Annotated in this window: 19 protein-coding genes; 7 read left to right on the forward strand and 12 right to left on the reverse strand. The window is 73.3% G+C overall.

The features are described 5' to 3' along the window. Positions 1-6: 6 nt before the first annotated feature. The 5 genes from bluB to cbiE are packed head-to-tail and all read right to left on the reverse strand — an operon-like array spanning position 7 to position 4,289. On the reverse strand, positions 7-651 hold the full coding sequence (gene bluB, locus ACWEOE_RS15160) for a 5,6-dimethylbenzimidazole synthase (RefSeq protein WP_452008752.1): 645 nt from the start codon (positions 649-651) through the stop codon (positions 7-9). Next, a complete protein-coding gene (locus ACWEOE_RS15165) occupies positions 648-1,376 on the reverse strand; it encodes a cobalt-precorrin-6A reductase (RefSeq protein WP_452008755.1) in 729 nt (242 codons plus the stop codon). The genes bluB and ACWEOE_RS15165 overlap by 4 nt, the downstream gene beginning before the upstream one ends. After that, positions 1,373-2,383 (reverse strand): Gfo/Idh/MocA family protein, encoded by a 1,011-nt coding sequence (locus tag ACWEOE_RS15170; RefSeq protein WP_452008758.1) that lies wholly within the window; start codon positions 2,381-2,383, stop codon positions 1,373-1,375. The genes ACWEOE_RS15165 and ACWEOE_RS15170 overlap by 4 nt, the downstream gene beginning before the upstream one ends. Further along, positions 2,380-3,141 (reverse strand): precorrin-4 C(11)-methyltransferase, encoded by a 762-nt coding sequence (gene cobM / locus ACWEOE_RS15175; RefSeq protein ID WP_452008761.1) that lies wholly within the window; start codon positions 3,139-3,141, stop codon positions 2,380-2,382. Before cobM ends, ACWEOE_RS15170 begins: the two co-directional genes overlap by 4 nt. Then, positions 3,138-4,289: a precorrin-6y C5,15-methyltransferase (decarboxylating) subunit CbiE gene (gene cbiE, locus ACWEOE_RS15180; RefSeq protein WP_452008836.1), complete on the reverse strand. Its 1,152-nt coding sequence runs from the start codon at positions 4,287-4,289 to the stop codon at positions 3,138-3,140. The genes cobM and cbiE overlap by 4 nt, the downstream gene beginning before the upstream one ends. Before the next feature lie 185 nt (positions 4,290-4,474). Here cbiE and ACWEOE_RS15185 point away from each other — a divergent pair, with 185 nt between their 5' ends. The 5 genes from ACWEOE_RS15185 to ACWEOE_RS15205 all read left to right on the forward strand — a co-directional run bounded on the left by ACWEOE_RS15185 (position 4,475) and on the right by ACWEOE_RS15205 (position 10,593). After that, complete coding sequence (locus tag ACWEOE_RS15185) at positions 4,475-6,448, forward strand: putative cobaltochelatase (protein ID WP_452008763.1); 1,974 nt, start codon at positions 4,475-4,477, stop codon at positions 6,446-6,448. Continuing rightward, a complete protein-coding gene (cobO, locus tag ACWEOE_RS15190; RefSeq protein ID WP_452008766.1) occupies positions 6,448-7,062 on the forward strand; it encodes a cob(I)yrinic acid a,c-diamide adenosyltransferase in 615 nt (204 codons plus the stop codon). Before ACWEOE_RS15185 ends, cobO begins: the two co-directional genes overlap by 1 nt. Continuing rightward, positions 7,056-8,408, forward strand: coding sequence for a cobyrinate a,c-diamide synthase (locus ACWEOE_RS15195; protein ID WP_452008769.1), 1,353 nt, complete (start codon positions 7,056-7,058; stop codon positions 8,406-8,408). The genes cobO and ACWEOE_RS15195 overlap by 7 nt, the downstream gene beginning before the upstream one ends. Next, a complete protein-coding gene (gene cobC / locus ACWEOE_RS15200) occupies positions 8,401-9,426 on the forward strand; it encodes an Rv2231c family pyridoxal phosphate-dependent protein CobC (protein ID WP_452008771.1) in 1,026 nt (341 codons plus the stop codon). The genes ACWEOE_RS15195 and cobC overlap by 8 nt, the downstream gene beginning before the upstream one ends. A gap of 216 nt (positions 9,427-9,642) precedes the next feature. Further along, positions 9,643-10,593, forward strand: coding sequence for a redoxin family protein (locus tag ACWEOE_RS15205; protein WP_452008773.1), 951 nt, complete (start codon positions 9,643-9,645; stop codon positions 10,591-10,593). Between the two features lie 11 nt (positions 10,594-10,604). On the opposite strand, the gene ACWEOE_RS15210 is transcribed toward ACWEOE_RS15205, so the two are convergent. The 3 genes from ACWEOE_RS15210 to ACWEOE_RS15220 all read right to left on the reverse strand — a co-directional run bounded on the left by ACWEOE_RS15210 (position 10,605) and on the right by ACWEOE_RS15220 (position 13,144). Further along, positions 10,605-11,360 (reverse strand): adenosylcobinamide-GDP ribazoletransferase, encoded by a 756-nt coding sequence (locus ACWEOE_RS15210; protein ID WP_452008775.1) that lies wholly within the window; start codon positions 11,358-11,360, stop codon positions 10,605-10,607. A 148-nt stretch (positions 11,361-11,508) separates the two neighbouring features. After that, positions 11,509-12,528 carry a nicotinate-nucleotide--dimethylbenzimidazole phosphoribosyltransferase gene (gene cobT / locus ACWEOE_RS15215; RefSeq protein WP_452008777.1) on the reverse strand — a complete coding sequence of 340 codons (1,020 nt, stop codon included), beginning with the start codon at positions 12,526-12,528 and terminating at the stop codon, positions 11,509-11,511. A gap of 10 nt (positions 12,529-12,538) precedes the next feature. Then, the gene (locus ACWEOE_RS15220; protein WP_452008779.1) at positions 12,539-13,144 is read right to left on the reverse strand and encodes a bifunctional adenosylcobinamide kinase/adenosylcobinamide-phosphate guanylyltransferase; all 606 of its coding nucleotides are present in this window, start codon (positions 13,142-13,144) and stop codon (positions 12,539-12,541) included. Between the two features lie 36 nt (positions 13,145-13,180). Here ACWEOE_RS15220 and ACWEOE_RS15225 point away from each other — a divergent pair, with 36 nt between their 5' ends. Beyond that, positions 13,181-14,119, forward strand: coding sequence for a cobalamin biosynthesis protein (locus ACWEOE_RS15225; protein WP_452008781.1), 939 nt, complete (start codon positions 13,181-13,183; stop codon positions 14,117-14,119). Continuing rightward, entirely contained in the window at positions 14,116-15,597 is a 1,482-nt protein-coding gene (locus ACWEOE_RS15230) for a cobyric acid synthase (RefSeq protein ID WP_452008784.1), read from the forward strand. Before ACWEOE_RS15225 ends, ACWEOE_RS15230 begins: the two co-directional genes overlap by 4 nt. 4 nt (positions 15,598-15,601) lie before the next feature. Here ACWEOE_RS15230 and ACWEOE_RS15235 read toward each other — a convergent pair whose 3' ends face one another. The 4 genes from ACWEOE_RS15235 to ACWEOE_RS15250 form a co-directional block, all read right to left on the reverse strand. After that, entirely contained in the window at positions 15,602-16,318 is a 717-nt protein-coding gene (locus tag ACWEOE_RS15235) for a septum formation family protein (RefSeq protein ID WP_452008787.1), read from the reverse strand. A 324-nt stretch (positions 16,319-16,642) separates the two neighbouring features. Continuing rightward, entirely contained in the window at positions 16,643-17,326 is a 684-nt protein-coding gene (locus ACWEOE_RS15240; RefSeq protein WP_452008789.1) for a DUF4190 domain-containing protein, read from the reverse strand. Between the two features lie 84 nt (positions 17,327-17,410). Continuing rightward, positions 17,411-18,052, reverse strand: a complete 642-nt coding sequence (locus ACWEOE_RS15245; protein ID WP_452008791.1) for a response regulator — start codon at positions 18,050-18,052, stop codon at positions 17,411-17,413. A 13-nt stretch (positions 18,053-18,065) separates the two neighbouring features. Next, positions 18,066-19,160 carry a sensor histidine kinase gene (locus tag ACWEOE_RS15250; protein WP_452008794.1) on the reverse strand — a complete coding sequence of 365 codons (1,095 nt, stop codon included), beginning with the start codon at positions 19,158-19,160 and terminating at the stop codon, positions 18,066-18,068. Between the last annotated feature and the right edge of the window lies 1 nt (position 19,161).

Below are 19,161 nucleotides of genomic sequence, written 5' to 3' on the forward strand. Positions count from 1 at the left end.
AACGCGCTAAGCAGGCCCCTGGCTGCGCCGCGTGAACCGCTCGTGGTGCACGGCGTTCGCGAGCGGCGCGCGGCTGCGCCAGCCGTGGCGTTCGAGGTCCGGGACCTCGGTCAGCGCGGTCACCGGGCCGACGCACAGCCACGCCACCGGCCGCACTCCGGCCGGGATTCCGAGCAGATCGGCGAGGAACGGCTCGCGGTAGAAGCTCACCCAGCCCACACCGAGGTCCTCGGCCGTCGCGGCGAGCCACAGGTTCTGGATGGCGAGGCACACCGAGTACAGCCCGGCGTCGGCGATCGCGTGCCGCCCCAGCACGGCCGGGGCGCCGCGGCCGGCGTCATAGGTGACGACGATGCCGAGGGTCGACTCGCGGATGCCCTCGATCTTGATGCGGGAGAACGTCTCCGCGCGCTCGCCCGCCAGCTCGCCCGCGAACACCTCGCGTTCGGCGTGCACGTGCTCGGCGAAGGCCGCGCGGGTGCCGGGGTCGCGGACCAGCACGAAATCCCACGGCTGGCTCAGGCCCACGCTGGGCGCGGCGTGCGCGGCTTCGAGCACCCGTGTGAGCACGGCGTCGTCGATCGGCTCACCGGTGAACTCGCCGCGCACGTCCCGGCGGCGGCGCAGGACCTCATAGAACTCGTCGATCATCGGTGCAGCACCCATTCCACGGCTTCGGCGACGTCCGCGACCTCGGCGGCGGCCGGGCGCGGTGGCCGCCGCACGACGACCACCGGCAGGCCGAGCTCGCGGGCGGCGGTGAGTTTCGCGGCGGTCATCGCGCCGCCGCTGTCCTTGGTGACGAGCACGTCGATGCGGTGCTCACGCAGCAGCGTGCGTTCACCGTCCACTTCGTACGGTCCGCGGCTCAGCAGCACTTCGTGGTGCGCGGGCAGCGGCGGCTCGGGCGGGTCGACGCAGCGGATGAGGAACCACAGCGCGTCGAGCCCGGCGAACGCGGCCAGGCCCTGGCGGCCACTGGTCAGGAACACGCGGGAACCCAAGCCGGGCAGCAGTTCCGCGGCGTGGGCGAGATCGTCGGCCCAGTGCCAGCGGTCGCCGTCGGCGGCCGTCCAGCCCGGTCGCGCGAGCCGCAGCAGGGGCACGCCGGCCGCGTGCGCGGCCTCGAAAGCGTTGCCGCCGATGCGTTCCGCGAACGGGTGTGTGGCGTCCACGAGCGCGGAAACGTCGTGCTCCACCAGCCACGCCGCCAGTCCTTCGACGCCGCCGAACCCGCCGATCCGCACCTCGCCGACCGGTAGCCGCGGCCGCGCGACCCGCCCCGCGAGCGACGACACCACGGCGACCCCGCGCGCGTGCAGCTCGGCCGCGAGCGCGCGGGCCTCGGCCGTGCCGCCGAGGACCAGCACGGTCATCCGCCGTAACCCACGGCCGCGCGCCAGCGGTCGAGCGTGCGCATGTTCGCGAGCGACTCGGCCCAGGTCAGCTCCGGCGCCTGCCGGTTGTCGACGTGCGCGGCGACGTGGTCGGCCTCGCGCGCGAACACGCTCTGCGTCGCCTCGATCTCGATCACCTCGGGCTCACCGCCCGCCGGCGTCAGCACGATCTGCGACGAGGTCGCGCGGCGCATCCGCGGCAGCCACGCGGGTTTCGGCACGTGGAGCTGGCCTTCGGTGCCGTAGACCCGGATGTGGTCGTCCTGCGTGAGCCGGTAGCCGCACGACATCTGCGCGACGATGCCACCGGGCAGGCGCAACAGGCCCATCGCGAACTCGTCGACGCCCTGGTCGGTCAGCCGCGCCACGCCCGTGACGGTGGTCGGTTCCACGACGTCCGTGCCGGTCGCGGCCTGGGACACGAGCCGCGCGAGCGAGGTGCAGTAGCAGCCGACGTCGAGGATCCCGCCGCCGCCGAGCGCGGGGTCGGCCAGGCGCGGGGCGTCGTTGGCGCCGGTGTCGAAGCTGAACGTGACGTCGACGGCCCGAACCTCGCCGATCGCGCCGCACGAGATCAGCTCCACGAGCCGGCGCGTCTGCGGGTGCAGCCGGTACATGAACGCCTCCATCAGGAAGACGTCGTTGCGCCGGGCCGCTTCGATCACCTTCTCGGCGTCGGCCGCGGTGACCGTGAGCGGTTTCTCGCACAGCACGTGCTTGCCGGCTTCGGCTGCGCGGATCGCCCACTCCGCGTGCATCGGGTGCGGGGTGGCGATGTAGACGGCGTCGACGTCCGGGTCGGCGAGGAGATCCACGTAGGAGCCATAGGCCTTCGGGATGTCGAAGCGGTTGGCGAACTCGCGCGCGCGGTCGGCCGAGCGCGCGGCGACGGCTTCCAGCGTGCCGTGCTTGCTGCTTTCGACGCCACCGGCGAAATCGGCGGCGATCGATCCGGCGGCCAGCAGGCCCCAGCGTAGTTCTGTCACAGTGACTCCGGTTGGTTCGCGCGGTCGCGGGTGCTCGAATACAGGAAGCTGTCGGGGAATCCTTCGGCGGCCAGCACGCGGCCGACGAAAATGGTGGCCGCGCGGGTCATCCCGGCCGCGCGGGCCTGCCCGGCGATGTCGGTGAGCGTGCCGCGGACCACGGTCTCGCCCGGCTGGCTGGCCAGCGCGACGACGGCGGCCGGGCAGTCGGCCCCGTAGAACGCCACGAGCTCTTCGGTGACCCGCTCGATGTGGTTGATCGCCAGGTGCAACGCGAGTGTCGTGCTGCTGCGGGCGAAGTTGGCCAGTGTCTCGCCGTCGGGCAGCGCCGTCGACCGCGCCTGCGCCCGCGTGATCACCAGGCTCTGCCCGATGCCAGGCACCGTCAGCTCTCGCCCCAGCACCGCGGCCGACGCGGCGAACGCGGGCACGCCGGGCACCACGTCGTAGGGCACACCGGCCGCGTCGAGGCGCCGCACGGTTTCCGCGACGGCGCTGTAGAGCGAAGGGTCGCCGGAAACCAGGCGCGCGACCTCGTGGCCCGCGCGGTGCGCCGCGACGAGGTGCGCCACGATCTCGTCGAGGCTGAGGTTCGCCGTGTCCACGCGCTGTGCGTCCGGCGGGCAGTACGCGAGCAGGTCGGTCGGCGTCATGCTGCCGGGGTACAGGCACACGCCGCAGCGCGCGAGCAGGTCGCGGCCACGGACCGTGATGAGGTCGGCCGCGCCGGGGCCGGCGCCGATGAAGTGAACGGTCATCTCGAACTCCAGGACGTGACGGTGCGCGACGGCGTCCACCCGGTGAACCCGCCGAGCGGGCGCGCGTGGTCGACGGCGATCCTCGTCAGCTCACCACCCCGGCTCGTGTACGCGGCGGCCAGGATCTGTTCGGCTTCGAGCGTGACACCGTGCGCGACCACGCGGGCGCCGGTGGCGACGCACGTGTCGAGCACGCCGGGCACGGTGAGTCCGCCGCCGATGAAGATCGCGTCGGGTTCGGGCAGGCCGGCGAGCACGTCGGGCGCCGATCCGGTGACGACCTGCAGCTCGGGGACACCGAGCGTGGCCGCGTTGCGCGTGATGCGCTCGGCCCGGACGGGGTCGCGCTCGATCGCGACGGCGCGGTTGAGCGGGTGCGCGCGCGACCACTCGATGCCGATGCTGCCCGCGCCCGCGCCGATGTCCCAGAGCAGCTCACCGGGCACCGGCGCGAGGTGGGCGAGGGCGGAGGCGCGCAGGTCGCGTTTGGTGAGCTGGCCGTCGTGCTCGAACGCGTCATCGGGCAGGCCGGTCAGCGGCAGGGCGGGGCCGGCGCAGATCAAGGCGAACACGCTGAGGGGGCCGGGGTCGTGGATCCAGGCGTCGGTGATGTGCTCGTCGTCGGCGCCGAGGTTTTCGAGGCTGGTCAGGGTGGAGTCGGCGTAGCCGCGGGCGTGGAGGAGTTCGCGCAGGTCGTGGGCGTTCGCACCCAGCACGAGGAGTTTCCGGCGAGGCGCGAGCGCTCGGGCGACGCGCTGGATCGCGCGGCCGACCACGGTGACGACCTCGGTTTCCTCGAACGACCAGCCGAGCCGGGCCCGGGCCAGCGTCACCGAGGACAGCGCGGGCAGGACGTCGATCGCGTGGCCGCGGTCGCGCAGGGTCGTGGCGATGCCCGAGAGCAGGGGATCCCCGCTGGCCAGCACGCAGATCCGGCGTCCGGCGTGCGCGGCCAGGACGTCGTCGAGCGCGGGCAGCAGCGGGCTCGGCCAGGCTTGTGTGCGGATGTCGTCGGGTAGCATGGTGAGCTGCCGCGGCGCGCCCAGCACGATGTCGGCTTCGAGCACGGCGTTCCGTGCCTTCTCGCCCAGGCCGGTCCAGCCGTCGGCCCCGATCCCGACGACGGTGATGGGTGCTGTGTCTTGCAGGGGCCGAGCCCCCGGAACCCGCGCCGGGGGCACGCCCCCGGAGCCCCCGCACTGTGGGCCGTCGGTCCGGCTCGGCGAGGCGTCTCCCGAGTGCGAATCGCGTGATTTTTCGCGCACGTCCGCCCACGCTAGACGACGCGTTTCCTGTGCGATGATCGGCCGGACGCCGACCACGAGGAGAGCTCTTGAAGCCGTACCCGTTCACCGCCGTCGTCGGGATGCCGGACCTGCGCCTGGCGCTGATCCTGTCCTCGATCTCACCCGCCGTGGGCGGCGTGCTGGTGCGGGGCGAGAAGGGCACGGCGAAGTCGACGATGGTGCGGGCGCTGGCCGGCCTCCTGCCCCAGCTCGACGTGGTCGACGGCTGCCGCTTCTCCTGCGATCCCGGCGCGCCCGACCCGGAGTGCCCGGACGGCCCGCACGCCGCGGGCGCGCCCGCGCACCGGCGGCCGGCGCGGCTCGTGGAGCTGCCCGTGGGGGCGGCGGAGGACCGCGTCGTCGGGTCGCTGAACCTGGAGAAGGCGCTGGCGCAAGGCGTCACGCACTACCAGCCGGGGCTGCTGGCCGCGGCCAACCGCGGGCTGCTGTACGTGGACGAGGTGAACCTGCTGCACGACCACCTGGTCGACACGTTGCTCGACGCCGCCGCGATGGGCCGCGCGACCGTGGAACGCGAGGGTGTGTCCGTGTCGCACGCGGCGCGGTTCGTGCTGATCGGCACGATGAACCCCGAGGAAGGCGAGCTGCGGCCGCAGCTGCTGGACCGGTTCGGGCTGACGGTGGAGGTCGCGTCGAGCCGGGAGCCCGAGCAGCGCGTGGAGGTCGTGCGGCGGCGGCTCGCGTACGAGGCGGATCCCGACGGCTTCGCCTCCGCCTACGCCGCCGAAGACTCCGCGCTCGCGGCGGACATCGAGGCGGCACAACGGCTTCTGCCCGAGGTCAAGCTGCCCGACGAGGCGCTGCGCCAGATCGCCGAAGCGTGTGCGTCGTTCGAGGTGGACGGGATGCGGGCCGACATCGTCACCGCTCGCACGGCCGTCGCGCACGCCGCGTGGGCCGGGCGGGCCGAGGTGACCACCGACGACGTCCGGGTGGCCGCGCGGCTCGCGTTGCCGCACCGGCGCCGCCGCAACCCGTTCGACGCGCCGGGGATTTCCGAGGACCAGCTGGAGCAGGCGCTGCAGGACGCGCAGCCACCCGAGGACCCGGGTCCGGGAGACGACGGTCCCGGTTCCGGTTCGCAGCCGCCCGCCCAGGAGAGCGCGGGCAGCGACCAGCCGGCGGGGGACCAGCCACAGTCTCAGTCTCAGCCAGGTGACGGAAGTGGTTCCACGCCGCAGAACACGGTCGGCTCCGGCGACACGTTCCGGGCGCGGGTGTTCCGCGTCAAGGGCACCGGTGAAGGCGAACGCGGCCGCCGGTCCCGCGCCATCACCGACACCGGCCGCACGATCGGCGTCCAGCCGCCGAGCGTGCGCGACGGCCGGCCGCACCTCGTCGCCACGATGCGTGCCGCCGCGCCGCACCAGCGGTCCCGCGGCCGCAGTGGTCCCGGGCTGCTCGTGCGGACGCAGGACCTGCGGTTCGCACTGCGCGAAGGCCGCGAAGGCAACCTCGTGCTGTTCTGCGTGGACGCGTCGGGCTCCATGGGCGCGCGCGAGCGCATGCGTGAGGTGAAGACGGCGGTGCTGTCACTGCTGTTGGACGCCTACCAACGGCGCGACAAGGTCGGTCTCGTCACCTTCCGTGGTGACCGGGCCGAGCTCGCGCTGCCGCCGACCATCAGTGTCGAAGCGGCCGCGGCCCGGCTCGAAGGCCTGCCGACGGGCGGGCGCACGCCGCTGGCGGAGGGGCTGCTGGAGGCCGCGCGCGTGCTGCGCGTCGAAGCGATCCGCGATCCGCGCCGTCGGCCGCTGCTGGTGCTCGTCACCGACGGACGCGCGACGAGCGGAGCCGACGCCGTCGCCCGGTCGCAGGCTGCGGCCGGGTTGCTGGCCGGCGTGACCACGATTGTGATGGACTGCGAAAGCGGCCGGATGCGCCTCGGGCTCGCCGCTGAGCTGGCCGGGCACCTGGGTGCCGAGCACGTGCCGCTCGCCGACGTCGCGGCCGAGGCGCTCACCTTGGCCGTGCGGGAACACACCGGAAGGGCTGCCTGATGCCGCAAGGGAAACCGGCCGTCGTCCCGCAGGACGGGCTCAGCACGCGCCAGCGCCGCAACCGGCCGCTGCTCGCCGTGCACACCGGGGAGATGAAGGGCAAGTCGACCGCCGCGTTCGGCATGGCGCTGCGCGCGTGGAACCAGGGCTGGTCGATCGGGGTGTTCCAGTTCGTGAAGTCGGCGAAGTGGCGCGTCGGCGAGGAAGCCGCGTTCCGTGCGCTCGGGAAGCTGCACGACGACACGGGCGAGGGTGGGCCCGTGGAGTGGCACAAGATGGGCGAGGGCTGGAGCTGGTCGCGCAAGCAGGGTTCTGACTCCGACCACGCCGCCAACGCCCAGGAGGGCTGGGCGGAGATCAAGCGCCGGCTCGCCGCCGAAACGCACGACTTCTACGTGCTCGACGAGTTCTCCTACCTGCTCAAGTGGGGCTGGCTCGAAGTCGACGACGTCGTGTCCACTTTGGTCTCCCGGCCCGGGCACCAGCACGTGGTGATCACCGGCCGGTACGCGCCGCCCGAGCTCGTCGAGGCCGCCGACCTCGTGGCCGAGATGACGAAGGTCAAGCACCCCATGGACGCGGGGCAGAAGGGGCAGCGGGGGATCGAGTGGTAGCGCGCGTGGTCATCGCCGCGCCCGGTTCGGGGCACGGCAAGACCACCATCGCCGCGGGGCTGATGGCGGCGTTGCGCGCGGCCGGGCACCGCGTGTCCGGGCACAAGGTCGGGCCCGACTTCATCGATCCGTCCTACCACGCGCTGGCGACCGGCCGTCCCGCTCGCAACCTCGACCCGTTCCTGCAGGGGGAGGAGCGGCTGAAGCCCATGCTGCGACACGGTTCCTCCGGTGCCGACCTCGCCGTGATCGAAGGCGTGATGGGCTTGTTCGACGGCGCGCTCGGCACGGAGGGCTACGCGTCGACCGCGCACGTCGCCCGGCTGCTCGACGCGCCCGTGGTGCTGGTGGTCGACGCTTCGGCCGCGTCCCGCAGTGTCGCGGCGACCGTGCTCGGCTTCGCGAACTACGACCCGCGGGTGCGCCTCGCCGGCGTGATCCTCAACAAGCTGGGTTCGCAGCGCCACGAGGACGAGATCGTGACCGCGCTGGAAGCCACCGGTGTGCCGCTGCTGGGTGCGTTGCGGCGCAACGAGAACGTGCACGCGCCGAGCCGTCACCTCGGGCTGGTGCCCGCGGCCGAACGCGCGGCCGAGTCCCAGCGGGTGCTGCCGGAGCTGGCGTCGTGGGTGGCCGGCGGGGTGGATCTCGAGGCCGTGGTGCGGGTCGCGCGGGCGGCGCCGCCGTTGACCGGTCCGAAGTGGACACCGCCGGGCGGGTTCGCGGGACCGCGCACGGTGGTGGCCGCGGCTGCCGGGCCGGCGTTCACCTTCCGGTACACCGAAAACGTGGAGCTGCTGGCGTCCTACGGGGTCGACGTCGTGGACGTGGATCCACTGCGGGACGAGGCATTGCCCGAGGGTTGTGCCGGGTTGTACTTCGGTGGCGGGTTCCCCGAGGTGCACGCGGCCGAGCTGTCGGCGAACAAGTCGCTGCTCACGGCGGTCGCCGACGCGGCCTCACGCGGAATGCCGGTGAGCGCGGAGTGTGCGGGCCTGCTGTACCTGTGCCGGGAGCTCGACGGCGTGCCGATGGCCGGCGTCCTCGATGCGACGGCCGTGATGACCAAACGTGGCAAGCTCGGCTACCGCACGGCGGTTTCCCTGGCGGACAACGTGCTCGCTCTCGCGGGCGGGCGCGTGACCGGGCACGAGTTCCACCGCACCGAGCTCACACCGGCGGCCGGGCCCGCGCCGGCGTGGGGCTGGGAGCGCACGGTGGACGGGTTCGCGTCGGCTTCGCTGCACGCGTCTTACCTGCACGTGCACTGGGCCGGGTATCCGGAGCTGGCTGCGCGGTTCGCGGAGCACGTTCGCGCGTTCGCCTCGGTGGCTCCTCGTGGCTGACACCTCGGACTACGACCTGCACCACCACGGCGACCGCGAGGTCGGGCCGGGGCTGGTCGACCTCGCGGTGAACGTCCGGCTGCCGCGCCCGCCCGAGTGGCTGCGGCGCGAGCTGGTGTCCGCTGTGGACAGTCTGGCCGCGTACCCCTCGACGGCGGCCGCGCAGGCGGCGGTGGCCGCGCGCCACGGCCGGCCGGTGGACGAGGTGCTGGTGACGGCCGGTGCGGCCGAGGCGTTCACCCTGCTGGCCTCCGCGTTGCGGCCACGGCACGTCGTGGTCGTGCACCCGCAGTTCACCGAACCCGAGGCCGCGCTGCGCGCCGCGGGGCACGAGGTCTCACGCGTGCTGCTGTCCGCTTCGGACGGTTTCGTGCTGGATCCCGCTTTGGTGCCCGCGTCGGCCGACCTGGTGTTCGTGGGCAACCCGACGAACCCGACGTCCGTGCTGCACCCCGCCGAGGTGCTTCGCGCCTTCGTCCGGCCCGGCCGCTTGCTCGTGGTCGACGAGGCCTTCCTCGACGCGATCCCGGGCGAGGCGGAAAGCCTGGCGGGGGAGTCCCCCGACGGCGTGGTCGTGCTGCGCAGCCTCACCAAGACGTGGGGTCTGGCGGGCCTGCGCGCGGGTTACGTCCTCGGCCCGGCCGACGTGCTCGCCCGCCTGCGAGCGGTGCAGCCGCCCTGGTCGGTGTCGACGCTCGCCGCCGTCGCCACGGTCGCCTGCTGCCGCCCGGCCGCGCTGGAGGAGGCGGAGAAACTGGCCGCCGCCGCCGAGTCGGACCGCGACTACCTGGTTTCCCGCCTGGCGGAGTCACCCCTGCCCGTCCTCGGCGATCCTCGCGGCCCGTTCGTCCTGGTCGAGGGCCCTGACGCCGACCTGCGCACCCGCCTGCGGGAGGCAGGCTACGCCGTCCGCCGCGGCGACACGTTCCCCGGCTTGGGCCCGCGGCACCTGCGCTTGGCGGTCCGTTCCCGCGAGGTGACGGACGGGTTCGTCGCCGCGTTGGCTCGCTCGCTCTAGCCGACGAGCACCCGGGCTGGTGCCCGGCCGCGCCGGAAACTCCTGCGTATCACTCGCTTCGGGTGAGGAACGGCCGGTGATCCGGTGACACACTACCGAGTCCGCGTCCGAACAACCTCGCCCGCCGCACCAGACCGACCAAGGAGACCCATGTCTGTCACGACTGGAGGCGCAGCGTCCGACCGAGCGGCCCGGCTGCTCACGATCGGGGCTTAGATGTCGGTATCCGCGCGCGCGAACATGCCCGCACTCGGCGGGGCCGAGTGGCTCAACTCGGCGCCACTCGGTCCCGCCGAGCTGGCCGGCCACGTCGTCGTCGTCAACTTCTGGACGCTGACCTGCATCAACTGGCTGCGCCAGGAGCCCTACGTCCGGGCCTGGTCGAAGGCCTACAGGAGCGACGGGCTGATCGTCATCGGAGTCCACACGCCGGAGTTCTCGTTCGAGCGCGAGTTCCACCGCGTGCGGCAGGCGACGAACGAGCGCGGGATCGACTACCCGGTCACGCTCGACAACGACTACGCCATCTGGAGTGCCTTCGACAACCACTACTGGCCGGCGCTCTACTTCGTGGATGCCCACGGCGTCATCCGCGACCACCACTTCGGCGAGGGGAACTACGAGCAGTCGGAACGCATGATCCAGGAACTCCTCGGCGTCGAGCGCGAGCTCGTCTCCGTCACCGGCCTCGGCGTGGAGGCCGAGGCCGACTGGGCCAACCTGCGCGCGTCCGAGACGTATCTCGGCTACGCGCGCGGCGAGCAGTTCGCTTCACCGGGCAGCGTCGCGTTCGACGAAACACGCACCTACGGGCCTCCGCCGCGCGTCCGCCTCGGCACCTGGGCTCTCGCCGGCCTGTGGACGATCGGGCCCGAGAAGGTCGTGCTCGCGAAGGCCGGCGGCAGCATCCACTACCGGTTCCACGCGCGGGACGCGCATCTCGTGCTGGCTCGGGGTGCGCAGCAGCCGATTCCCTTCCGCGTGTCCCTCGACGGCGCGGCTCCCGGTCCGGCCCACGGGGTGGATGTCGACGAGGCCGGCAACGGCTTGCTCCGGGACGATCGCCTGTACCAGCTCGTGCGCCAGCACGGCGAGATCCACGCGCGGACGCTGGAGATCACGTTCCTCGAAGCCGGCGCCGAGGCCTACGTCCTCACGTTCGGCTAGCCGCGCCGAGCTCAGCCGGCCAGCACCAGCAACGCCGCCGCCACGCCGACCTCGACGCCGGCACCCAGGACGTCGCCGGTGATGCCGCCGAGCCGACGGACGCAGCGGGCGAGCAGCGCCGCCGCGACGAAGTAGCCCGCGGCCACCGCGGCTACGCCTTGCCACCATGGCAAACCGGGCACCAGCGCGGCCAGCGCGGCCGCCACGACGGCCTCGGCGAGCGCGACCGGCCGCGGCACCGAGCCGGCCACCGTCGCACCCAGTCCTTCCGGCCGCGCCGACGGCACACCGCGCGCGCACGACATCGACAACGTGCACCGCCCGGCCAGCACCCCCGCGACGACCGCGACGACGCCGTGCCCGGCCGCCACCGCGCCGGCCAGCGCGCCGACCTGCACGAGCAGCACGAAAACGAGCGTCGCCACGCCCGTGGGCCCCGAATCGCCGCGGCGCATGACGTCGAGTGCTTTGGTGCGGTCGTAGGACGCGCCGAGCCCGTCGGCGGTGTCGGCCAGCCCGTCGAGGTGCAACCCGCGGCTCCCCAGCGCCACCGCCCCGAGCGCCAGCGCCGCGACCGCCGGCGCGGGCAGCCCCACCGCGACCCCACCCGCGACGATCAACCCGGCCACCGCAGCCAGGGGAACCGCCGCGATGGGCCCCAGCACCATCGCCGCGCCGGCCACCCCGCGATCGATCACGCGCGGCCCGGGCACCGGCACGGTGGTCAACGTGCCGACCGCCAGCCGGATCGCGTCGCCGAGGTTCACGCGCCGCCCGCCCGCCGCACTCCGCCGCGCTGCGCGGCAGGCGGTCGCCGAGCCCGGAGGAACTGCGCCACCGCGGTCGCGGGGAGCCGTGCCTCGCGCGACCTGGTCTCGTCGAGCAGTGCCGCGACCGGCTGCCTGGGTGAGGGCCTCACGCCAGGTCCGCAAGCAGGCCCATGTCGGCGATGATCGCGCGGGCGGCTCGCAGCGTCGGCACGGCCTGCACGGCGCCGCTGCCCTCGCCGAGCCGCAGGCCCAGGTCGAGGATCGGGGTGAGGCCCAGGGCCTTGAGCGCGTACGCCTGCGACGGCTCGGTCGAGCGGTGCCCGGCGAGCCACCACGCCTCGGCGCCCGGCGCGATGTCGCGCGCGACCAGCGCGGCCGCACCGGAAAACACCCCGTCGAGCAGCACCGGGATCCCGCGCACGGCCGCCTCGACGAGGAAACCGGCCGTGGCGGCGACGCACGCGCTGCCCAGGGCCGTCAGCCGCTCGAACGGGTCACCCACGCGGTCCGACGCACGCGAAAGAGCAGCCGCCACCACGGCCGTTTTCGCCGCGAGCGCGTCGCCCGACACGCCGGTGCCCGTGCCGACCACCTCGGCCGCGGGCAGGCCGAGCGAGGCGGCGACCAGGGCCGCGCACATCGTCGTGTTGCCGATGCCCATGTCGCCGGGAATCAGCAGGTCCGCGCCGGCCTCCTCGGCCGCGATGGCGCGGCCCGCCTCGAACGCGGCGAGCGCCTCACCCGGGGCCAGCGCGTCCTCGACGTCGATCGAGCCCGAACCGCGGCGGATCTTGTGGGCGGTCACCGCCGCCGGCACGTCCGAAGCGTCCCCATCGACCGCGATGTCCGCCACACGCACGCTCGCGCCGACCTGAGCGGCCAGCACGGTGACCCCACTGCGCCCGGCCAGGAAAACCTGCACCATCGCCGCCGTGACCTCGCGCGGGTAGGCCGAGTGCGCCGACACCCCGTGGTCACCGGCGAACACGACCACCCGCACGTCGTCGAGCGGACGCGGCGGCACCACGCCGTGGGCGGCGCTGAGCCAGGCCGCCAGCTCCTCGAGCCGGCCCAGTGCGCCGAGCGGCTTCACCAGGCCGTCGAGGCGCTCCTGCGCGGCGGCGCGGGCGGCGGCGTCGGGCACGGGGATGTCGAAACGCGGCACGGCGGACTCCTTACGGCAGTTCGAGCACCCGCCCGGCGACGACCAGCAGGCAGTGGTCGGACTCGGCGGACACCCGGTTGTTGAGTGCGCCCAGCACATCACGGAACAGCCGTCCGGACGACGTCGCGGGCACCACACCGCTGCCGACCTCGTTGCTCACGGCCACCACCGGCACGCGCGCCTGCGTCCACGCGGCGAGGAAATCCTCGAGCCGGTCGTCGAGGCGGCGCTCCCAGCCGGGTTTGCCCGTCCACGCGCCGACCTCGTCGAGCACGCGCGAGAGCCACGTGCCGAGGCAGTCGATGAGCAGCGGGCTCGTGGCCGAGCGCAGCAGGGTCGCCAGGTCGGTCGTCTCTACCGTGGTCCAGTGGCGCGGGCGGCGGGCCTGGTGCGCGGCGACGCGGGCGGCCCAGTCGGGGTCGTCGTCGCTCGGGGGCAGGCCGGGGGCCACGTACACGAGGTGCGGGTGGTGCGCGACGAGCCGCTCCGCGTGCCTCGACTTCCCCGAGCGGACGCCGCCGAGGACCAGCACCTTGCCGTCGTCGCGGCCGTACCGGCGGAGGGTCTTCGCCAGGGTCTCGAGATACCCGGCGAGCCGGTGCGTCAGCTTGGTCATACCCGGCATTGTCGTGCACGCGCTACCGTTCGCCACGTGCCACTCCGACAAGCCGTCACAGCGGCCGGCCTGATCACCGGATACGCCGCCGACGCCGTGTTCGGCGATCCCCGCCGCGGCCACCCCGTCGCGGTGTTCGGCACCTGGGCCGGCGCGCTGGAACGCCGCTGGTGGGCGGACTCGAAGCCCCGCGGAGCGGTGTACGCGGCGGTCTGCGCGAGCGCGGTGACCGGCCTGGGTGTCGCCGCTCAGATGAGCACTCGCCGACGTCCCTTCGCCCGCTTCGTCCTCACCGCCGCCGCGACGTGGGTCGTGCTCGGCGGGCGCGGGCTCGCGGCGGAGGGCGGCGAGATGGCTCGCCTGCTCGACACCGGTGCCGTGCCCGCCGCGCGGGCCCGGCTGGCGCACCTGTGCGCCCGCGACGCGTCGGAGCTCGACACCCCGGAGCTCACCCGCGCCGCCACCGAGTCGATCGCGGAAAACACGTCCGACGCCGTGGTCGCGCCGCTCCTGTGGGGCGCCGTCGCGGGCATTCCCGGCCTCCTCGGCTACCGCGCGCTCAACACGCTCGACGCGATGGTCGGCTACCGCTCGCCGCGCCACCGCAACTTCGGCTGGGCCGCTGCCCGCCTCGACGACGTGGTGAACCTTGTGCCCTCGCGGGTCGGCGCGGTGCTCACCGCCGGAGCCGCGCCCTTCGCGGGTGGGCGCGCGCGGGCGTCGCTGCGGGCGTGGCGCCGCTACGGCTCCCACCACCCGAGCCCCAACGCCGGCCAGGTCGAGGCCGCGTTCGCCGGCGCACTGGACCTGCGGCTCGGTGGCACCAACAGCTACGGCGGCGAGGTCGAGGACCGCGGCACGCTCGGCGACGGCCGGGCACCGCGCCCGGCCGATCTGCGCCGCGCGGTGCGGCTGTCGCGGGTGGTCGGCGCGGCGGCGGCGCTGCTGGCGGCAACCGTGGCGGCGGCACGATGAGCGGGCTGCTGATCGCCGGCACCACGTCCGACGCCGGGAAGAGCCTGGTCACGGCCGGGATCTGCCGCTGGCTCGCGCGCCGGGGCGTGCGGGTGGCGCCGTTCAAGTCGCAGAACATGTCGAACAACTCGATGGTCTGCGCCGACGGTGCCGAGATCGGCCGCGCGCAATGGCTTCAGGCCCGCGCCGCGCGCGTTGAGCCCGAAGCGGCGATGAACCCGGTGCTGCTCAAGCCCGGCAGCGACCGGCGCAGTCACGTGATCGCGCTGGGGAAACCGTTCGGCACGCTGGAAGCCGGCGAGTACGCCACCGGCCGCGCGGGGCTGGCGCAGATCGCGTTCGGCGCCTTCGAAGACCTGCGCTCCCGCTTCGACGTGGTCGTGTGCGAGGGCGCCGGCAGCCCCGCGGAGATCAACCTGCGCGGGGGTGACTACGTGAACCTGGGCCTGGCCCGGCGGTTCTCGCTGCCGGTGCTCGTGGTCGGCGACATCGACCGCGGCGGGGTGCTGGCCGCGATGTTCGGCACGCTCGCGCTGCTCTCGCCCGAAGACCAGGCGCTGGTCGCGGGCTGGTTGGTGAACAAGTTCCGCGGCGACGTCGGCCTCCTGCGCCCGGGCTTGAAGAGCCTGGAGGACGTGACCGGCCGCCCCGTGCTCGGCGTGCTGCCGTGGCTCGACCGCGTGTGGCTCGACTCGGAAGACGCGCTGGCCGCCGCCGGTTGGCGCCGGGAAGCCCCGCGCGGCGGTGGGCTGCGCGTGGCCGTGGTGCGCTTCCCGCGCGCCTCGAACGCCACCGACGTCGACGCCCTGGCCGCCGAACCCGGCGTGACCGTGAGCCTTACCGCCGACCCCGACACGGTCGCGGCCGCGGACCTCGTGGTGCTGCCCGGAACGCGGGCCACAGTGGACGATCTGCGCTGGCTGCGTGAGCGCGGCCTTGCCGCCGCGGTGACCGCGCGGGCCGCCGCCGGCCGCCCGGTGCTCGGCATCTGCGGCGGCTACCAGATGCTCGCCACCACCATCCACGACGACGTCGAATCCCACGCCGGCACGGTCGAGGGGCTCGGTCTGCTGCCCACGCGGGTGACGTTCGCGGGGGAGAAGGTGCTCGGCCGCCCGGTCGGCGAGTGGCGCGGTCACCGCGTGGCGGCCTACGAAATCCACCACGGAACCGCTTCCGGCGCCGGCGCGGAATCCTTTCTGGACGGTTTCCGCGCCGGTCCGGTGTGGGGCACCACCTGGCACGGCGCCTTCGAGAACGACGGCTTCCGCCGCGCTTGGCTCACCGAGGCGGCGGCGCAAGCCGGTGTCGACTGGACATCGGCCCCGGACGCGCCGGGCTTCGCGGCACTGCGCGAGGACATGCTGGAGCGCCTGGCCGACGCTGTCGAGTCCGAAGTGGACACCCGGCAGCTCTTGCGGCTGCTGGAAAACGGTGCGCCGGACGGGTTGCCGTTCGTTCCGCCCGGCGCACCGTGATCCACTAGTGGTGCGCCACCGGGGCCACGAGCGGGCCCGAAATCGATTGCCGGGTGCAGGCGACCGAGTGCTTCTGGTTCTGCCACGCCGAGGCCGGCGGGTAGTACACGTCCACCACAAGATCTGCCGGCATCGTGGACTTGACGAAGAACCCCGACAGTGCCGTGGTGCAGTACTGGTGGCTCAGCGTGCGCAGGGCCTCGTCGCCGGGAAAGGTGTCGGATTCCGGCAGGGGCACCACGGCGTAGACCTCGTCGGAGTGTGGCGCGTCGCACGAGACCTCGCCGATGCCGCCGGTCGCGTGGTCGTAGCCGGTGAAGCACGCACCCTGCTCGGCCGAGAACACGGTGTCGCCGCCTGACAGCTCGTCGACCGCCGCCTCTTCCTCGCCGGAAGTGGCGGAGTTGCCGACGGTGACGACCAGCACCACCGACCAAGCGCCGCAGAGGCCGAGCCCCCCGATCGCCAGGCCCCGGCCCTTGTCGCCGGTACGGGCGATCTGCCGCAGCGCGAGGACGCCGAAGATCGCGCTCAGCAGCAGGCTGATCCCCGGGATCGCCAGCGTGAAGCCGAAGAGCACCTTCAGCAGCGGGACGATCGCGAGCACCAGTGAGGCGATGGCGTAACCGTTGGTGTTGCCCGTCGAGGGTGGCGGCGATGGCGGTGGCGCGTCCTGGTAGCTCGGCCCGGTCGGCTTGGGCGGCAGGACTGAATCGGACATGAGGGCCCCTGAATTCTCCGTGGCGTCCCCCGACCCGACGAAGATCCTAACTGTGTTGTTGGCCTCGGCTCCGCCGAGGCGTTTCGCACGCCTCGGCGCGATCTCGCTCCGGGCTCAGGCAAGACCCGCGTCGTGGACAAGCAGCGCCACTTGGACGGTCATCGCGTCGGCTCGGTGTGGGGCACGACCTGGCACGGCGAGGACATGCTCGACTGCCTGGCCGACGCCATCAAGTCCGATGTGGATAACCAGAAACTCCTGCGGCTGAAGGAAAACGGGGCGCCGAACGGATTGCCGTTGTTCCGCCCGGCACCCCGTGATCCGCTAGTGCGCCACCGGGGCCGTCAGTGCGCCGTTCTCGGACTCGAAGGTGCAGACCGCTGAGTGTCCGCGGCCCTGCCACGTCACTTCATCCGGGTAGTACACGGCCATGACCAGACCCGAAGGCGGCGTGGTGGCCGCGAAGAAGTTCCGCTGCTCGGCCTCGCAGAACTGCCGGGCCTGCGCCGACAGCGTCGCGTCGCCGGGGTAGGCGTCCGTGTCGTCGCCCGGCAGCACGACCAGCCCGTAGATCTCGGAGTGGTGCGGCTGGTTGCACGGGACCTTGGCGATGGTGCTGGTCTGTTCGTCGTAGGTGGTGAAGCACTGGCCCTTCTGCGCCGCGAAGACGCTGTTGCTCCCGACGGCGACGTTGTCCGCGGTGGGCGCGAAGCCGCCGCTCACGATGCCGATCGCGACGGCCGCGGCGATGAGGAGCACCCACACCCCGCTGATGGAAAGCCCCGCGATCGCCAGCCCGCGGCCACGCTGGCCCCTGCGCCGGATCTGGACCAACGCGATGATCCCGAAGATCACGCTCAGCCACCAGGTGGGCGGCAGGAACGCCAGCACCAGCGAGGTGATGGCGAAGCCGTTGGTGCCGCCGGTCATGCGCGGCGGCGGTGGCGGTAGTGGCGCGTCTTCGTAACTCGGCCCCGTCGGCTTGGGCGGCAGGACTGATTCGGACATGAGGGGTCCCCTGAACTTTCTCTCTGGAATCCCCCGACCCGGGACAGATCCTAACTGGTGCCAGACCGCTTGCATTACAACAATTCAGGCAAGTCCAGCGTCGTGGACGAGCAGCGCTACCTGCGTCCGGTTCGACGCTTCCACTTTGGACATGATCCGCCCCAGGTGCACCTTCACCGTCGCCTCGCTGACGCCGAGGTGGCCGGCGATCACCGCGTTGCTCCAGCCCTCCGCGACGGCGACCGCGACCTCCCGCTCACGCGAGGTCAACGCGGTCAGCCGGGCCTTCGCGCGCTCCGCCGCGCCGCCCGTGGCGAACTCGCCGAGCAGCCGCCGCGTGATGGCCGGCGACAGCATCGCGTCGCCGCGGCGCACCACGTGCACGGCGCTGACCAGGTCGCGGGGTGGGGTGTCCTTGAGCAGGAACCCGGTGGCGCCGTGGCGCAACGCCGTGTGCACGTACTCGTCGAGGTCGAACGTGGTCAGCACGACCACCGCCGGCGCGTCGGGCAGTGCGGTGACCACCCGGGTCACTTCGAGGCCGTCGACGCCGGGCATCTGGATGTCGGTGAGCACCACGTCGGGCTGGTGCTGCGCCACGAGGTCCGCGACGCCGCCGCCGTCACCCGCTTCCGCGACCACGCGGATCTCCGGATCCGACTCGAGGATCATGCGGATGCCACTGCGCACGAGCACCTCGTCGTCGAGCAGCACGACCTTGATCACCGCAGCGTCCTCCTCATCTCACACCCCCGCCGAGCGGGAAGACCGCGCGCACCACGTAGTCGCCGCCATCGGGGCCGACGCGCAGCGCGCCGCCGGCCAGCGTCACGCGTTCCCGCATACCGATCACTCCGTAACCCGCGCCGGGCAGACCCGCCGACGCGCCGAGCGCGTTGGCCACCTCGACCACGAGCCTGCCGCCTTCCAGCGCGAGCTGAACGCGGATCGGCGCGCCCGGCGCGTGTTTCGCGGCGTTGGTGAGCGATTCCTGCACGATCCGGTACGCGGCTCGCCCGACCTTCTCCGGCACCTGCGGCAGGGGATCGGGTACCTGCGTGGCGACGTCGGCGCCGGCCGCGGCGAGGTCGTCCGCGAGCCGCGCGACGCCGTCGAGGCTCGGCAGCGACTTCGGTTCGGTGACGTCCTCGCGCAGCACACCCAGGATGTCGCGCAGCTCGTTGAGCGCGGCGGAGCTCGACTCGCGGATCACCTCGGCGAGCCGCCCGGTCTCCTCGTCGGCCGCACGCACCGACAGGGCGCCGGCCTGCAGGGCGACGATGCTCACGCGGTGGGCCACCACGTCGTGCATCTCGCGCGCGATCCGGCGGCGCTCGGCCGTCACGGCGCGTTCGGCGAGCAGGTCACGCTCGCGTTCGGCCTGGCCGGCGCGGTCGCGCAGGGCGTCGACGAGCACGCCGCGCTGGTGCATCCACAGCCCCGCGAGCAGCGGCAGGAGTGTGGTCAGGGCCGCGACGAACCCGATCACCTCCCACGCCTGCAGGTCACCCGGCCGGTAGGTGACGAGCACCAGCACCACGTCGGCGGCCAGCGCGACCGCGGTCGGCCACTTCGGCCCACGCAGGGCGGCGACCGTGTAGAGCGTGAAGATCGTGGCGAGCTGCGCGGGCGGCGCGAACCACGACAGCACGGCCATCGCGAGCATCGAGGCGAGCGGGAACCGGCGCCGCAGCAGCAGGATCACGAGCACGGCCGCGACCATCAGCTGCCACCACGCGGGCGGGGACACGCGGCTCAGCGCCTCCGACGCGAGCACGCCGGCGACGGCGATCGCCAGGCACGCGTCGAGCAGGAGCAGTCGCACGATGATCACC

Source organism: Amycolatopsis sp. NPDC004368 (assembly GCF_053602515.1).